This window comes from Pseudomonas sp. SDO5271_S396 (assembly GCF_054071795.1).
The window spans coordinates 34,990-52,068 of the sequence record NZ_JBSVWB010000047.1 but is presented as its reverse complement, the minus strand read 5'-3'; the positions used below and the strand labels follow the sequence as shown (position 1 = coordinate 52,068).

The following is a 17,079-nucleotide window of genomic DNA, read 5'->3' as shown; positions in this document are numbered from 1 at the left end:
CCAGTCAACATCACGGTTGAATGTCAGACAGCATTCGCGAGCAAGCCCGCTCCCACAAAAGGCCGGTGCAATCATTGGGTCAGGTAATCTCGGCGGAGACGGGAGCATCCAGGCCCATGGCATGCAGGCGCGCGTAGTAACCGTTCTGCGCCAGCAACTCGCTGTGGGTGCCCCGCTCGACAATCCGGCCATCGTCCATGACCAGGATCAAGTCGGCCTTCTCGATGGTGGACAAGCGGTGCGCGATCACCAGGGTGGTGCGGCCCTGCATGACGTTGTCCAGCGCTGCCTGGATATGCCGCTCGGACTCGGTATCGAGGGCCGACGTGGCTTCGTCGAGAATCAGCAACGGGGCGTTCTTGAGCAACGCACGGGCGATCGCCAGGCGCTGGCGCTGGCCACCGGAAAGCAGCACGCCGTTTTCACCGACCGGCGTGTCGAAGCCCTTGGGCAACTGGTCGATGAAATCCTTGGCATTGGCGTCCGCCGCCGCCGCTTCAACGTCCGCGCGCGGCGCGCCCGCCAGGTCACCATAGGCGATGTTATTGGTCACGGTGTCGCTGAACAGGGTCACATGCTGTGTCACCTGGGCGATGTGCTTGCGCAGGTTGAGCAGCTTGTAATCCTCGATCTCCACACCATCAAGCAGGATGTCACCGCTCTCGTGGTGATAGAAGCGCGGGATCAGGCTGGCCAGGGTCGACTTGCCGCTGCCGGAGCGTCCGACCAACGCGATCATTTGCCCAGGCTCGGCGGTGAAGCTGATGTCCTTGAGCACATGACGCTCGGTGCCAGGGTAGGTGAAGTTCAGGTTGCGCACTTCGAGACGACCGCTGACCTTGTCGCGCTCGACCGTGCCCTGGTCGACCTCGACCTCTTCGTCCAGTTGTTCGAAGATGCTCTCTGCACCGGCCACGCCTTTCTGGATCGTCGAGCTGACTTCCGACAACTGACGGATCGGCTTGGGCAACAAACCGGCCAGGGTGATGTAGGCCACCATGTCACCGGCAGATGCATCGCCGCGCAGGTAAAGCACCAGGAACATCAGCACGGCCATGGCGGTGTAGATCACCAGTTGCAGCGCCGGGGTGTAGATCGCCCCGGTGCGGGTCATGCGCAGTTGCTTGTCGGTATTGCTCTGGCTGGCCTTGAGAAAGCGCTTTTCCTCGTACACTTCGCCGCCGAAGCTGCGTACCACGCGGTAGCCCTGGATGGTCTCGGACGCCACGTGGGTCACATCACCCATGGCCACCTGGATTTTCTTGCTCTGCTTGCGGAATTTCTTGCTGGCCGTGCTGACCATCACCGCGATCAGCGGCAGGATGGCGATCATCACCAGCGTCAGGCGCCAGTTCATGAACAGCAGGGAAGCAAACAGAAAGACCACCGTCATGCCTTCGCGAATCACCACTTTGATCGCATCGGTCGCCGCCCCCGTGACCATGGTCACGTTGAACGTGATGCGCGAGATCAGGTGCCCGGAGTTGTGGTTGTCGAAATAGCGGTTGGGCAGGGTCAGCAGGTTGTTGAACAACTGCACCCGCAAGTCATGCACCAGCCCCAGGGAAACCTTGGCCAGCAGGTAGTTGCCCAGGAACGAACCCAGGCCCTGCCAGGCCGCGATCAGGATGATCAGCAGCGGCACGGCCTGCAGCAATTGCAGGTCACTGAGGAAGGGCACACCGGGGAACAGCACGGCTTCCGGGTTGGACAGGCCGTCGACGAAATATTTGAGGATGTAACCCAACATCGGCTGGGTCGACGCGAAAATCAGAAATCCGATGATACTCATCGCGAACAAGCCCATGTAAGGCTTAACGTAGCTGAGCAGGCGGAAGTATATTTTCAAGCTCGAAGGGCTTGCGCTCGGACTGGAGTCGGTCATATCACGCGGCGTTTTGAAAAAGGAGGCTGACTTTAGCACAGCTTCTCTGTTGTACTTGCACCCCGCATGACCCTCAATCCGGCTCGATCCGACCGGCGACATTAAATAGCCACTACTTTAAGATGGTCGGCTCTCTCTATTCTGGAACGGCTTTTTCGTATGCATTCCAAGCGCCTGATCTATGGCTCAAATCGCGTTTTCGACTTCCTGGTCCTCTGGATTCTGCCCATTGGCTTGTTATTGCTGCTGAGCTCGCTGTTCTTCGTCACCAATCGCAATGTGTTGCACAAGTTCTATTACGCTCTTTTCAGCGCCCCGACCCTGATATTGCTGTGCCTGCGGCCCAGGGAATTCAAGGAGTTGCTGCGAGAGCCCCTGGCGATCGCGTTCCTGGTGTTTTCCGCCTGGGCATTGACCAGCCTGCTATGGAGCCCGGAGCCCACCGCCGATACCGACCTGTTCAAGCGGCCGCTGCACACCTTCATGCTGTTCGCCGGTTGCGGGCTTCTGCTGCATTACCGCAACGATGTGTTCAAACCGGTCTTCTTCAGCGCCGCGGTGATCGCATTGGTGGTCTGCGTGTTCAACCTCGTGGCATTCGTGAAAGATTATTCACCCGACATGCGCATGATCGGCGGCCGCGGCGCACTCGATAACCCGCTGCTCAGCTCCCACGTATTCGGCTTTTTCTGCGTTTACTGGCTGTACGTCTGCATGACGACACGCCGCTTGCAGGTGCTGTGGTTCAGCCTGCCGGCGTTGGCAGTGATGACCGCTGCCATCCTCGCAACCGGTTCGCGCACCCCGTTGGTGGCGCTGGTGCTGACCGTTCTATGGCTGGCACTCGTCAACCGCAACCGGCGTTCGGCGCTGCTGCTCGCCGGAATGGTCGCAGGTGCAGCAGGATTGTTGCTGTTCTACCCCGAACTCATCACCAACCGTGGCAGCTCCTACCGCTTCGAACTCTGGACCATGTCACTGCAACGCATTGCCGAACACCCCTGGATCGGACACAGCTACGACTCCGAGTTGTACTTGACGCTTTCCCAGGGTACCGAGCTTCGCGAGCCCCACAGCTTTGCCCTGGGCGTGCTGTATTACATCGGCATCATCGGGTTTATCCCATGGATCTTCATGATTGGCTGGGGCTTCTATAAAAGCTTCAAGGAGCGGGCACAACCGCTGTTCATCCTGGCTTCGTCCCTGCTGGCCTACGGCATCGGCGCCGGCCTGACCGAAGGCGGCGGCATCCTGTCACGGCCCAAGGAACACTGGTTCCTGCTGTGGATCCCGCTGGCGATCATCGCCGGCCTGAGCATTGCCCAGCGTCGTCGCAGCGTGTTGCGCCTGCCGGTGCAAAACCTCAAGCCCGAGGCGTTCGAACAGCTGTGCAGCGACGCCCATGTGATCGAAGCCGATGGCCTGGGCCCGAAAGTCCTGCGTCTGGAAGACGGCCGCTTTCTCAAGGTGTTCCGCGCGCGCCGCTGGTACACCTCGGGTAGCTTCAACCCTTATTCCGAGCGGTTTGCCAGCAACTGCGAGCAATTGCGCACCCTGGGCATCCCGACACCGCAGATTCTCGATCTCTATCGCCTGCCTGACGGCAGTAGCGCAGTCAGCTACGCGCCCCTGCCCGGCCTGACCCTGCGCCAGGCCCTGCAAAGCCTGGACAGCAGCCTGCGTGAGTCGCTGATCGAGCGCTTCGGCCGCTTCATGGCGCAACTGCATGAGCGCGGCGTGTACTTTCGCTCGTTGCACCTGGGCAATGTGCTGCTGATGGAGGATGGTGAGTTTGGCCTGATCGATGTGGCCGACCTGCGCGTCTTCCCGTCACCGCTGCGCCACGCGCTGCGCCAGCGCAACCTGCACCATATGCAGCGCTATCCGCAGGACCGCAACTGGCTGTTCGAAGCACACTTCGAACAACTGGCCAAAGGCTACGCATCGGTGGCAAGCCCAAGCGCTACCGCCAGGATTCGCGAACATGTGCTGACCCTCAGCCAGCCCGCCGCCTGAACAAAAAAGGCGACTATCACCGCTGATAGTCGCCTTCTTCATGTCTACCGTCGCCTCAACGGCGCAGCGGTTTCAGATACAACCGCACCAGTCCGCGAAAGGTCTTCTTCCCCCAGAACTTCAACGGGATCTGCTTGAGGATCTCCCGCGCCAGCGGCCGGTCACGGTCGGCGGTCTTGAGGAACATCGAGTTCAGAAAGTTGTAGCGCACGGCATCGTAGGCCGGGTGTTCGCTGAACTTTGCATAGGTCTTGAGGATGTTCTGGATCATGTAGCGGTGATTCTTGTAGGTGTTGCTGGCGTGCTGCCGATACTGCGCCATCACCACGCCGAGGGCGTCGATGGTGTAGCCGGCCGCCGTGATCTTCAGCTGGATCAGCAAGTCTTCCAGAGGAATCAGCGGGTCGAAACCACCCACCTCCTCCAGCGCCTCACGGCGAATCAACATGGTCGGCGCAGGCGGAAAAGGCTTGCGATCCATGAACATGTCGTCGAAGTCCAGGCTGCGAAACGGCACCTCACGACGCTGTTTCTTTTCCGGGTGCAGGTTGCCAGCACCGTCGATCAGCTCGATGTTACCGGCGCAGATACCGACCTTTGGCTTGTCCGCCATGTACGCCACCTGTGTGGCGATGCGGTCTGGCAGCATGATGTCGTCGGAGCCGAACGGTGCGATCAAGCTGCCCTTGGCCCGAGCGATCGCGCCGTTGAGTGTCGCCGTCAGTCCCTGGTTCTGCTGCACCTGGAAATCAAAGCCGTGTTCAGCCTGCAAGCGCTGGATGCGCTCCACACTGTCATCTTTGGACCCGTCATCCACCACCAGCAATTCGATATGCGGGTAGGTCTGGCCGAGCACGCTGAGAATGCTCTGCTCGATGTACTGGCCGTGGTTATAGGACGCGATGATTACCGAGACCAGGGGTTGTTGCTGAGTCATGCTCTACCTGCTTCCTTCAAACCGGTTTCAATCAGTTGCCGGTACTTTTGCTGGAACTCATCCAGTCCGTGGTTTTCTTCCAGATAACGGAAGACCTGTTCACCCTTTGCACGCAGCTGTTCATCGCTCATCGCCAGGTAAGTATCCAGGGCTGCCGTCAGTTGTGCGACGTCGCCAGGCTCATGGGACAAACCGCCCGCGCCCTCGACCAGCGGCAACATGGCGGGCCCGTTGGAGGCGATGACCGGCAGGCGTCCACTCATGCCTTCCAGCAGCGCCAGGCCCAGACCTTCCAGTAACGACGGCATGGTCCAGATATCGAACGCGCGCACATATTGCATGCCATCTTCTCGGAACCCCAGCAAATGCGCGCGACCGGTCAGCCCCAGGCGCTCGATGTCCCCACGCAGGTCGGCTTCCGCGCGCCCGGAGCCGATAATGCCAACCTGGGCGTTGGGGTACTTGTCCTTGAGGCGGGCGAACGCTTGCAACAAATGCGTATGCCCCTTGATCGGCACCAGGCGCCCAAGGGCCCCGATAAGGCGGGCCTCCTGGGGTAAGCCAAGCGCAAGCCGCGCCTGCTCACGCGGCAGTTGCAAGGCTTCGGCCTGGGGGATGTCGATGGCGTTGGTCACAAAGGTCGTGTTCTCGCGCGTGAAACCGCAACCGAGACCGATCAGATAATCCCTGACCGCCGCCGATACCCCGACAAACCGCCAGGCCGGGCTGACCAGGCGACGGGTCTGCCGACGGCGATAGGCGCGGTCGTACTCGCCAAAACCGTGGGAGATACCGATGCACAACGGGATCTTCAACCAGCGGTTGAGCGACAGCATCATGTTCACTGACTTGAAACGGTTGCAGATCACCACGTCGAACCGCTGCTCGCGGCAGTACTTGTAGATCTGCCACATGGCGCCCAGGCGAATACCCTTGAGGGCCTTTTCGGGAAACTCGAAATACTTGGAATGGTCCGCCACGCTCAACGGCTGGCCCGGTTGCGGACGACCGCTGAGAAAGGCAGAGGTCACCTCGAAACGCTCAGTCGGCAACGATTTGACGATCTGCTCTCCGAGATCGGCGAAGTCATTGACCTTGACGTTGTAGTCCGGCTGTAACTGCAACACTTTGAAACGAGGTTTCATAGCACTCCATGGGGCAATCAGGCTGCGGGCGGCAGCCCAACGAAAAGATAAAGACTCAGTCCTGCTTCAGGACCCAAAGCAGTTCGTGACGCCGCACAGCCTTGCGGAAGAACTCATTCTCCCCATAAGGCGATGGGCCACGACCTGCCAGCACGCGCTGCAACAGACGGCGCACACGACGCTTGAACGGCGGGCGCGGCTGCAAGTCATGCATCATGCCCAACGCCATGGCCTTGTCCTGCTGGCGGCGCAACGATAGCACCCGGCAGCACGGCTCCAGCACTTGATCAGTATCAAACTGTGGCGGCAAGGCCACTCCCGCACCGGAGTCGCCCATGGGCCAGCGGTCATTATCGTGCAGATGGTTGGCGTAACCGAGCAGCGTGCTCGGTTGCCATTCAAGCCCTTCCAGCGCCTCGACCACCGCCGTATGTGCGTAGATGTGGTCCGGGTGCGGGTCAAGCACCGGCGTCGGCAGCACAATCACCTCGGGGCGCGCCTTGAGCAGCAGCGCCCGAAGGTCTGCAATCAGATTGAGCCAGGTCGGCGCGCCATCGACATCGCCCGGCAACGGGAATGCGTTGAACCGGCGGAACAGCCGTGTATCGTCCATGCCCGCCTCGCGGGAGGCCTGCGGCTGATCCGGCGTGGCGCGCATTGCCGGCAGTTGCAGGCAAAAATAGCCCAACTGCACGCAGTGTGCCTCGGGAACCCCCGCCCAACGCGGTACGGCAATGCTGTCCCAGGCGCGCAAGAGCCCCTTGGTCCGCGCAGCGTCGGCCTTGGGCATGCCCATCTGCTGATAGTGTTCGGCCTCGATCTCACCCGCCGTCAGCGTCACGATCCAGCTTTCATCCGCCTGGCCATACAGATCGAAGGCGGCCAGCTCGGCATCATCGGCATGGGGCGCGATCACCATGACCCGCTGGCGGGCGTAATCCGGTTGACGGAACACCCACAGGGTGAGGTCGCCGACCACGCGGCAGTAACGGCTGCGCAGGCTCAACTCACCGGCGGCCAGTGCCTGCGCCGAGCCCGTGAGGTTCAGGTAACGTTTGCCAGCCACCCCACGTTCGAACACTTGCCGATCGCCGGACAACTCCACCGCAGGGTCGAGAAAACGCCCCAGCCAGGTGCTTTTAAGCTGCACTTCGACGATCAGCGTCTCATCGCCTTCCAGGCTCAGCGGCGCCTGCGCAACCAGACGGCCGGCCGCCAGGCGCAAGGGGGTCGACTGGCTGTCTGCCGGGAAGCGGTACTGGTAATCCTCCTGGGGCGAATAGAACAGATGGTCGGCAAACCAGGCTTCGTGGGCGGCCCACAACACCACCGCCAGCACCAGCGGCAGCCACCAGGCCACCAGCACGCCCACCACCACCAAGCCCAGCAAGGCGACCAACAGCGCCACACGTTTGTTGCGCCGGTGGCGCTTGAGCAATTGCTGTTTACGGCTCATAGGCTGAACACCGGCACGGGGTTGCACCACCGCTCTTTGTATTCACGGTCGGCGCGGCCAAAGGAAAAACGCAGGGGTTTATTCAGTGCGCGCGCCTGTTCCCAGGCACTTTGCGTGTTGAGGAAGCTCAACACACTGCCGGGGCTGAAAGCGCGGGTTTCAGGGTCGACTCCGCCGTTGACGTACTCGATGCTCACCCATTCGGGCGCTTCGACGCGGTACACCAGTTGCACAGCAATGGGCGCCTCGTTGAGAAACAGCACCGAGCCGATCAAAAACTCCTTGAGCAGCTCCAGCACTTCGGCCAGGCGCTCGGCACCGGTAGCCGCAAATCCCCAGCGCCGCTGGAACAAATCGCAGTAGATCGCCGCCAGTTCAGCGCTGGAAAACTCGCTCACCGCCCGCACCACGCCGCCCGCCTCTTCCAGCAAACGCAATTCGCGGCGCTGGTTGTAGCGAAACTTCTTCGACAGGTCTTCAGGGGTACGCGCCATGGCCAATTGCTCGGCCTGGGGCTTGAGGGTGCTGATGCGTCCTTCATTGAGCGCCGACAAGTAGCGCCCACGGTGGCGTACGGGCACCTGCGCCTGGGCAGCAATCGGCAGGATGATCTCGGCATTGCCCAGATCGAACAGGCCTTTCTTGCCGTTGCGCTTGAGCACGTCCTTGGACAGCGCGAGGTCGCGACCCCAGGTGGCAATCGCGCCCTTGAGTTCGCCATCCTGTTCCCAGCCCAGGTACCGCACCGGAATCTGCGCCAGGTCCGCCAGCCGCTCGACGATCAGGGGATGGGTCGCCACGCTGCCGCCAAAACGCTGCCAGGCCTGGGCGTAAACCTCGGCCTCGACAGGCGCCCAGCCACGTTCACGCCAGCCCTGGAAGCGGTTCAGCATTTAGACCACAGCGTCATAAGGGTCCACGCCGTCCTTGACGACCAGGATGTCTTCCATGATCAGGTACTGCAGGTCGGAGCCGAAGAACATGTTCAGCGCGTCGGTCGGCGAGCAGATCATCGCTTCGCCGCGACGGTTGAGCGAGGTGTTCAGGGACACACCGTTACCGGTCAGCACTTCCAGCTCTTTCATCATGTCGTAGTAGCGCGGGTTGTATTCGCGCTTGAGCACCTGGGCGCGGGACGTACCGTCTTCGTGCACCACTTCCGGCACGCGGGTCTTCCACTCTTCAGCCACTTCAAAGGTGAAGGTCATGAAGGGCGCCGGGTGATCGACCTTGATCATCTGCGGGGCCACGGTGTCGAGCATCGATGGGCAGAAAGGCCTCCAGCGCTCGCGGAACTTGATCTGGTGGTTGATACGGTCCGCCACGCCGGTGGCGCTTGGGCAACCGATGATCGAACGACCGCCCAACGCACGCGGACCAAACTCCATGCGGCCCTGGAACCAGGCCACCGGATTGCCGTCGACCATGATCTTGGCGATGCGCTGGGGCATATTCTCGATCTTGCGCCAGTTCGGCTTGCTCTCGTGCCTGGCGCACGCGGCAATCACGTCTTCGTTGCTGTAGGACGGGCCGAGGTAGACGTGTTCCATCTTTTCCACCGGCACACCCCGGGCATGGGACACATAGGCCGCCGCGCCCACCGCGGTACCGGCGTCGCCGGACGCCGGCTGTACAAACAGCTCTTTCACGTCGTCACGGGCGATGATCTTCTGGTTCAGCTTGACGTTCAGCGCGCAGCCGCCAGCGAATGCCAGCTTGCCGGTTTCCTTGAGGATGTCGCCCAGGTAGTGGTCGATCATCTGCAAAGCCAGCTTCTCGAACAGTGCCTGCATGCTGGCCGCGTAGTGGATGTACGGTTCGTCGGCGATGTCGCCTTCGCGTTTCGGACCCAGCCACTCGATCAGCTTCGGCGAGAAGTAGAACCCCTTGCCCTTCTCTTTATAGCGACGCAGGCCGATGACGTTGGCGTACTCGGTGTTGATCACCAGTTCGCCGTTCTCAAAGGAGGCGAGGCGCGAGAAATCGTATTTGCTGGCATCGCCGTACGGCGCCATGCCCATGACCTTGAACTCGCCGTCGAGCATCTCGAAACCGAGGAACTCGGTGATTGCGCCGTACAGGCCGCCCAGGGAGTCCGGATCGTAGAACTCCTTGAGCTTGTGGATCTTGCCGTTTTCGCCGTAGCCGAAGAACGTGGTGGCGTACTCGCCTTTACCGTCGATGCCGAGGATCGCGGTTTTCTCCTGGAAGCCGGAGCAGTGGTAAGCACTGGAAGCGTGGGCCAGGTGGTGTTCAACCGGTTCGATCTTGATTTTCTTCGGATCGAAGCCCAGTTGCTCCAGGCACCAGACGATCTTGTTGCGATAGCGCTTGTAACGACGGTTGCCCATCAGGATCGCGTCGAGGGCGCGGTCCGGGGCGTACCAGTAACGCTTGGCGTAGTGCCAGCGCGCCTCACCGAACAGGCTGATCGGAGCGAACGGGATCGCCACTACGTCAACGTCGGAAGGCTTGATGCCGGCCTGTTCCAGGCAGAACTTCGCCGACTCGTAGGGCATGCGGTTCTTTGCATGTTTGTCGCGTACGAAGCGCTCTTCTTCGGCGGCCGCAATCAGCTTGCCGTCGATATACAGGGCTGCGGAAGGATCATGGCTAAGGGCGCCGGACAGGCCAAGAATCGTCAATGCCACAGGGGTCTAGCCTCTTTTAGTCTGCATGCAGGCGGGTTGCGCCTGAAAAAAGTGTGCCTCTCGCCTGGGCGAGAAACAGCTAAAGGGCGGGATTATAGCGTAAACAGGCGGCGTGATGATCTAGGGAATGTAGTGGCCCGTTGTCACTGCCCCGAAGCGGCGATATCCCTCAGACAGACGCCTCCATCCATCGCGTGAGAAAAATCCGAAATGGTAAAAATCGACCCAGCCACTAAACTCGCGCCCTTTTGCGCGTTTATGACCTATGCGCCACGGACTTCGGCTGCCCATGAAAACCCTCGCCCGCCTCACCCTGCTGCTACCTGGCCTGCTCGCACTGAGCGACCCGATATGGGCCGATGACGCCCCGCTGATCCTCGACCCCAGCGTCGTCACCGGCTCGCGCAGCGCCAGCCCGACCTTTGACCTGCCGTATTCGGTGGACGGTATCGATCGCGAACAGATCAGCGACGGTCAATTGGGTATCAACGCCTCCGAAGCACTGGCCCGTGTGCCCGGCCTGGTGGTGCAGAACCGCCAGAATTATGCCCAGGACCTGCAAATATCCTCCCGGGGCTTCGGCGCCCGCTCGGCGTTTGGCGTGCGCGGCATCAAGCTGATTGCCGACGGCATCCCCGCCAGCACTCCGGACGGTCAGGGCCAGGCGGCCACCTTCAACCTCGATACCGCCGAGCGCATCGAGGTGCTGCGCGGCCCTGCCGCCACGTTATACGGCAGCAATGCCGGCGGGGTGATCCAGATGTTCTCCCGCGATGGCGAAGGCCCGCCGCGCATCGGCGCCGAAACCCTGGTGGGCAGCGACGGCCTGAATAAAAACCACCTCACCGCCGAAGGTGCGGCGAACGGCGCCGGTTTCGTGCTCGACGCTTCGCGCATGGACACCGACGGCTACCGCGACCACAGCAGCGCGCGCCGCGACCAGACCTTTGCCAAGCTCAACGTCCAGCCGGATGACGACAGCACACTGGCGCTGATCTACAGCAGCCTGGAGCAGAACGGCACTCAGGACCCGCTGGGGCAGACCTGGGCCGCGTACAAGGCCGACCCGCGCTCGGTGGCACCGGCGGCGCTGCAATACAACACGCGAAAAAGTATCGATCATCAGCAAATCGGCATGAATTACGTGCGCTATATCGGCGATGCGACCCTGCAGGTGAATGCGTACACAGGGCGTCGGAGCGTGATTCAGTACCTGTCGATCCCGAGCGGCACTGCCGCCGATAAACGCGGCGGCGTCGTCGACTTCGAGCGAAAATTCTACGGCGGTTCCGTCCACTGGCTGCAATCCATTGCCAGCGCTCCCGGCGACCTGACCCTGATCACCGGCCTCGACTACGACCGCAGCCAGGATGACCGCCAAGGGTATTCCAATACCGTCAACGGCGTGCACGGCGTCAAGGGCGCCCTGGGTCGCGATGAAATCGACACTGCCACCAGCCTCGACCCGTTCGTGCAGGCCAACTGGCTGCTCGGCGACTGGACCCTGCAAGCCGGCCTGCGCCACAGCACCATGACCATGGACGTGGATGACCACTTCCTCAGCGACGGCAATGACAGCGGCAACAAGACCTACCAGAAGAACACGCCGTCAGTCAGCGTCATGTATGCCTTCACCCCGGACCTGCATGGCTACGTCAGCGCAGGCAAGGGGTTTGAAACCCCGACCCAGGCCGAGTCGGCGTATTCCAGCACCGTCAACGGTTTCAACTTTGCGCTCAAGCCATCGGTCAGCAAACAATATGAAATCGGCTTGAAAGCGCGTGTCGGCCAGGACACACGCATCAACGCGGCGCTGTTCCAGATCACCACCGAGGACGAGTTGGTGGTGCAACAGTCCTTCGGCGGTCGTACCACCTACCAGAATGCCGGCCGCACCCTGCGCCGGGGCTTCGAACTGGGCATCGAAAGCCGGCTCAGCGCACAGTGGGCCGCCAACCTCGCCTATACGCGCCTGCAAGCGACCTACGACAGTGACTTCGTCAGCGGCGGCGCGACCGCCGTCGATAAAGGCAACGACTTGCCGGGCGTGCCGCAGACCACCTTGTTTGCCGAGTTGAGCTGGAAGCCCCGGGACTGGGTCAGTACCGCCCTCGAAGGCCTGTACCGCAGCCAGGTCTATGTCGAAGACACCAACACGCAACGCGCCGCACCCGGCTACAGCGTGTTCAACTGGCGCGCCCGCTTCGAGCAGAAGGTCGAACACTGGACCTTCCACCAGACCCTGCGCCTGGACAACCTGCTCGACCGCCAATACGTCGGTTCGGTGATCGTCGGCGACGGTAATGGGCGCTACTACGAAGCCGCGCCGGGGCGCTCGTGGTATGCGGGGGCAGGCGCCGAATACCGCTTCTGATCAGTACCGCTCCAGCAGGCGTCGACTGGCGAAGCTGAAAGTCAGCACGATAAAGATCAACACACCAGTGGCCACCTGCTGCCAGTAGAAATTCCAGCCGATCAGCAGCAGGCCGTTGGCGATGACATTGATGAACAGCACGCCGAGCAGGGTACCGGGGATATTGGCTCGGCCTTGGCGGCTCAAGGTGGTGCCGATGAACACCGCACCAATCGCGTTGAGCAGAAATGCATTGCCGGACAATGGCACATAGGCGCTGACCGTCGAGCTGAGCAACACCCCCGCCACACCGCAGGCCAGCGCCGTCGCCAGCGCCACGACGGAGACGATCCGTCGCATCGACAACCCCGAGTAATACGCCAGCAAGGGCTGGGTGCCCTGGGCCAGCAGTTCGCGGCCCAGACGACCCCGCGCCAAAGTCAGGCCGTAGAACAGCGCCAGCCCCAGCACAATGAGCAAAGGCGTCAGCCCCGTCAGCTCGGGGGCCAGGCCCTGGGCGATGTAGATCGGCTGGCCACCGTCCGACAGCAATTGCTGGGCACTGGTACCGATAAACAACGTGCCCAAGGTGGCGAGAAACGGACTTATCCGCAGCCCGGCGATCAAACCGGCGTTGATCCCCCCCACCAGCAGCGCAGCAGCCAGTGCGCCCGAAGCAGCGAGCGCCCAGCCGTGCCCGGCATTGAGCAGCACCACGAAGCTGAAACTGGCGAAATCCAGCGCGGTGCCCACTGACAAGTCGATACCGCCAGCGGCCACGGCATAGGTCATGCCGATGGCGACAATCGCCAGCAGCACAAAGTTGTTCAGCACCAGGCTCTTCAGGTTGCCGCCACTCAGGAACCCCGGTGCCTGCACGGCAAATACCAGCACGATCAGCGCAAACACCAGCGGCAAGGTCAATGGCAACAGCGTGCGCAGCTTCATGATCGGGCTCCCCGGCTTAACGCACTGGAAGCCGCCACCACCAGCAGGATCAATACGCCCTGCACGCCGTTGACCCAGAAACTCGACACATTGAGCAGTTGAAAGCCGTTGATCAAAAAACCGATCAACAACGCCGCCAACAACGTGCCCGGAATACTCGCGATCAGCCGCCGGGAAAACACCACGCCGAGAAAAGCGATGGCCACCACCGACAACAGCATGTCCCCGGAGCCCGTTGTGCTGCCGCTGAAGAACGCCGCCGAACACAAGGCCGCCACCGCCGCGCAGACACCCGACAACGCGTAACTCGACAACACGTAGCCCGGCACGCGAATACCTGCCGCTTGCGCCGCCTGCGGGTATTCACCCACCGCATGCAGGCGCAAGCCGTAGGCGGAATGCTGGATCAGCAAGGTCAGCACACCGGCGCTGATCAGCAGCACCCAGGCCAGGGCCGGTACGCCCAGCCAGGTTCCGCCACTGAGCAGGTCCAGCAGCGGCGAGTCGGTGGACACCACGGTATTTTCCGTCAGCACCAGTTCCAGCCCGGCCACGACATTCATGCTTGCCAGGGTCGCCAGCAACGGCGGCAAGCGCAGCACCACCACGGCCAGGCCATTGACCAGGCCCACCGCCAGGCCACACCCCAGGGTCAATAACACGGTGAAACCCAGCTCCAGACCGCTGTTGTTGAGGCGACTGAACACCGCCGCGCACAAGCCCAGGTTGGCCGCCAATGACAAGTCCAGCCCGCCGGCCACCGCATTCGAGCCGCCGCCGATCATCACGCACGTCAGCCCGAACGCCAGTACACCGAGGATCGCTGATTGGCTGAACACATTGGCCAGGTTGCCCAGCGACAGAAAGTTCGGCGCCGCCAGCGCAAACCCCGCCAGGATCACCAGAAAAGCCCCCGCCGAACCCCGTCGCAACAGTGCCTCAAGCATGCTCGACCTCCTGCACGGGTGCAGCCGGTACTGACACGGCACCCGTGGCGCAGGCCAGCAACCGGTCGCTGTCGACCTCCCCCGCGCGGAACTCACCGGCAATCTCGCCGCGGTGCAACACCACGATTCGATCACTGATGCCGAGCAATTCCGGCAAGTCCGATGACAACACCAACACCGCCGCGCCCTCTTCGACCAAACGCCCGATCAATCGATAAATTTCCACTTTGGCGCCGACGTCCACGCCCACACACGGCTCATCCAACAGATACACCGCCGAGCGCCGACTCAGCCATTTACCCAGGGCGACTTTCTGCTGATTGCCGCCGCTGAGCTGGCTGACCGCCGCGTAGGGCCCAGGCGCCTTGATGGCCAGCTCGTCGATCAAGCGCAGGCTTTCTGCGTGCTCCTTGCGGCGGCTCAATACGCCACCGCGACTGAACCGCGCGAGCCCTGCCAGCGTGAGGTTTTCCAGCACCGACAACACCGGAGAAATCCCTTGGCTGCGACGCTCTTCCGGCACCAGGGCAATGCCGGCCGCGATCGCCTGGCCGGGCGAACGCAGGCGCACCAACCGCCCATCGAGCTGAATGCTGCCGCTGTCGGCGTGCACTACGCCAAACAACGTCTTGAACAACGCCTTGGCCCCCGAACCCACCAGCCCTGTCACGCCAACGATTTCACCGCGGCGCACCTCAAGGTCAATCTGCCGGTAGCGCCGCGCCAGGCTCAGCCCGCGTACCTGCAACAACGGTTCGCCCAACTCGACTCTGGCCTTGGGGTACATCTCTTGCACTTCACGGTTGACCATCAGCCGCGCAATTTCTGCGCTGGACGTCTGCCGAGGCGCCACCACCGCCACATCCCGGCCATTGCGCAGCACCGTGACTTCATCGCACAGGCTTTCGATCTCTTGCAGGTAATGGGAGATGTAGAGAATCGACAGCCCTTGCTCGCGCAATCGTTTGACAATGCGCAACAACTGGTCGACTTCACGCTTGACCAGCGCCACGCTGGGTTCGTCGAACACCAGGATTTTCGGCTGGCGAATCAGCGCCCGGGTGATTTGCAGCACCTGGCGTTCGGCACTGTTCAACTCGTCCACCAAGGCGCCGGCAGGCAACTTCAGATCAAAATATTCCACCAGCAAGCGCTCTGCTTCACGCTGCTGTCGACGCCGGTCCACAAACGGCCCCCAGCGCAGTTCATGCCCGAAAAACAGCGCCTCGCCCACGGTAAAACTTGCGGGCAACAACCGTTCCTGATGGATGAACTGCACGCCCAGCGCGTCTACCTGGCGCGGTGACAACGTTGCATACGACTGCCCGTCGATACTCACCTGCCCTGCGTCTGCCTTGTGGATACCCGCCAGGATCTTGATCAGGGTCGACTTGCCTGCACCGTTCTCGCCTACCAGACCGTGGATGGTGCCGCGCTCGACCTTGAGGCTGGCATCGTCCAGCGCCAAGGTGGCACCAAAGCGTTTGTGCAGATTCTGCAGGTGCAGCGCCGTCATCAGTCACCCCGCAGTTGCTGGACCTGTGCCAGGTTGGCGGCGGTGGTCAGCAAGGTGGGGACATGGGTCTCCTTGGGCAAGTCCCGCTGACCGGCCAGGTAACGCGCCACGTTCTGCACGGCGGTCTTGCCGATCAGTGCCGGTTGCTGCGCCACCACGGCGCCGACCGGCGAATTCGCCTGCCCCAACAGCGCCAGCACTTCCGGGGTACCGTCGACGCCATAGGTCTTGATCTCGGTGCGCTTGGCATCGATCAACGCCTTGCTCGCGCCCAGTTGCGGAATATCCCAGGCCGACCAGATCGCCGACACGCTGCCCGCCGGGTATTTGTTGAGTAACGCCGACACTTGGGAGTAAGCGTCCTGCACGGTATTGGGGATGACGTCGCGCAGCTCCGGCTGGATGATTTCCAGCTGCGGGTAATCCTTGAGCGCCAGCTTCAACTGGTCATAACGGATCGCGCACACGGGTACGCCGTAAAAGCCATTGAATACCAGGATCTTGCCCTTGCCGCCGGCATCCTTGATCAACTGATCGGCCAGCGCTTTGCCAGTGGCGACGTTATCCGAGGTGGTGTTGTTGAGGCTGTATTGCGACGGCGCATCGATGGTGAACAACGGGATGCCGGCCTTGCTGATGCGCTTGAGCCAGGGGTCGATCACGCTAAGGGTGCCCAGGGTCTGGATCACCGCGTCGGGTTTCTGGGTGACCACGGTTTGCAACTGAGTCACCAGATTCTTGTCATTGCGCCCGGCATCGAGGGTGATGGGCGTGCCGCCCAAGCGCTTGATCTCATCGACCTGCGCCTGGAACGCCTTGATATCGAAGTAGTGACTGGTACCCGTCATGCTCACGGCGATGCGCTTGCCAGCCAGGGACGGCACGGCATCATCACCCTCTGCGGCGAGAGCTGCGCCGCTCAGCAAAAGGGCAGTGCCGAGGCAGATCAAACGGGAAAACGAGGAAAGGCGGGAAGGCATACAGGGCTCCTGAGCCACCGGTGAAAGGGTTCACCCGATGGCATTGCAGAGCCCGTGCCAGGATTTTTATCGTGTTAAATCAGCAGGATAAAAAGAGTGAATGAACATTGACTGTCATTCCTGAGCACAACTGCCCGATCAGTGTTGCCCACGCAACACTTGCCACTGCTAATTCACATCCCAGGTTTCACAGGGCTTATACATTGCGACTAAATCGCCTGCGTTGACACTCAAAAATCGCAAGC

The 17,079-nt window shown here is 61.7% G+C and carries 12 protein-coding genes; 2 read left to right on the top strand and 10 right to left on the bottom strand.

Annotated elements, in window-relative coordinates:
• Positions 1–79: 79 nt before the first annotated feature.
• Entirely contained in the window at positions 80–1,885 is a 1,806-nt protein-coding gene (msbA, locus tag ACW9IN_RS24600; RefSeq protein ID WP_457368263.1) for a lipid A export permease/ATP-binding protein MsbA, read from the bottom strand.
• A 159-nt stretch (positions 1,886–2,044) separates the two neighbouring features.
• On the opposite strand from msbA, the gene ACW9IN_RS24595 reads away from it, so the two are divergent.
• Positions 2,045–3,901 (top strand): O-antigen ligase family protein, encoded by a 1,857-nt coding sequence (locus tag ACW9IN_RS24595; RefSeq protein ID WP_457368262.1) that lies wholly within the window; start codon positions 2,045–2,047, stop codon positions 3,899–3,901.
• A 55-nt stretch (positions 3,902–3,956) separates the two neighbouring features.
• Here the strand turns inward: ACW9IN_RS24595 and ACW9IN_RS24590 are convergent, their stop codons facing one another.
• From ACW9IN_RS24590 to ACW9IN_RS24570, 5 genes are read right to left on the bottom strand one after another with little or no spacing between them, the layout of a single operon-like run.
• The gene (locus ACW9IN_RS24590; protein WP_457368261.1) at positions 3,957–4,838 is read right to left on the bottom strand and encodes a glycosyltransferase; all 882 of its coding nucleotides are present in this window, start codon (positions 4,836–4,838) and stop codon (positions 3,957–3,959) included.
• Positions 4,835–5,983, bottom strand: a complete 1,149-nt coding sequence (locus ACW9IN_RS24585) for a glycosyltransferase family 4 protein (protein WP_457368260.1) — start codon at positions 5,981–5,983, stop codon at positions 4,835–4,837. The genes ACW9IN_RS24590 and ACW9IN_RS24585 overlap by 4 nt, the downstream gene beginning before the upstream one ends.
• Positions 5,984–6,038: 55 nt before the next feature.
• Positions 6,039–7,439, bottom strand: a complete 1,401-nt coding sequence (locus tag ACW9IN_RS24580; protein ID WP_457368259.1) for a PIG-L deacetylase family protein — start codon at positions 7,437–7,439, stop codon at positions 6,039–6,041.
• Positions 7,436–8,332, bottom strand: coding sequence for an antimicrobial resistance protein Mig-14 (locus ACW9IN_RS24575; RefSeq protein WP_457368258.1), 897 nt, complete (start codon positions 8,330–8,332; stop codon positions 7,436–7,438). Before ACW9IN_RS24575 ends, ACW9IN_RS24580 begins: the two co-directional genes overlap by 4 nt.
• Entirely contained in the window at positions 8,333–10,090 is a 1,758-nt protein-coding gene (locus tag ACW9IN_RS24570; protein WP_457368257.1) for a carbamoyltransferase family protein, read from the bottom strand.
• Positions 10,091–10,379: 289 nt separating this feature from the next.
• Here ACW9IN_RS24570 and ACW9IN_RS24565 point away from each other — a divergent pair, with 289 nt between their 5' ends.
• On the top strand, positions 10,380–12,464 hold the full coding sequence (locus ACW9IN_RS24565) for a TonB-dependent receptor family protein (protein ID WP_457368256.1): 2,085 nt from the start codon (positions 10,380–10,382) through the stop codon (positions 12,462–12,464).
• Here ACW9IN_RS24565 and ACW9IN_RS24560 read toward each other — a convergent pair whose 3' ends face one another.
• The 4 genes from ACW9IN_RS24560 to ACW9IN_RS24545 are packed head-to-tail and all read right to left on the bottom strand — an operon-like array spanning position 12,465 to position 16,834.
• Entirely contained in the window at positions 12,465–13,391 is a 927-nt protein-coding gene (locus ACW9IN_RS24560; protein ID WP_457368255.1) for an ABC transporter permease, read from the bottom strand.
• Positions 13,388–14,338, bottom strand: a complete 951-nt coding sequence (locus ACW9IN_RS24555) for an ABC transporter permease (protein ID WP_457368254.1) — start codon at positions 14,336–14,338, stop codon at positions 13,388–13,390. The genes ACW9IN_RS24560 and ACW9IN_RS24555 overlap by 4 nt, the downstream gene beginning before the upstream one ends.
• On the bottom strand, positions 14,331–15,854 hold the full coding sequence (locus ACW9IN_RS24550; RefSeq protein ID WP_457368253.1) for a sugar ABC transporter ATP-binding protein: 1,524 nt from the start codon (positions 15,852–15,854) through the stop codon (positions 14,331–14,333). Before ACW9IN_RS24550 ends, ACW9IN_RS24555 begins: the two co-directional genes overlap by 8 nt.
• Entirely contained in the window at positions 15,854–16,834 is a 981-nt protein-coding gene (locus ACW9IN_RS24545; RefSeq protein ID WP_457368252.1) for a sugar ABC transporter substrate-binding protein, read from the bottom strand. The genes ACW9IN_RS24550 and ACW9IN_RS24545 overlap by 1 nt, the downstream gene beginning before the upstream one ends.
• Positions 16,835–17,079: the final 245 nt, after the last annotated feature.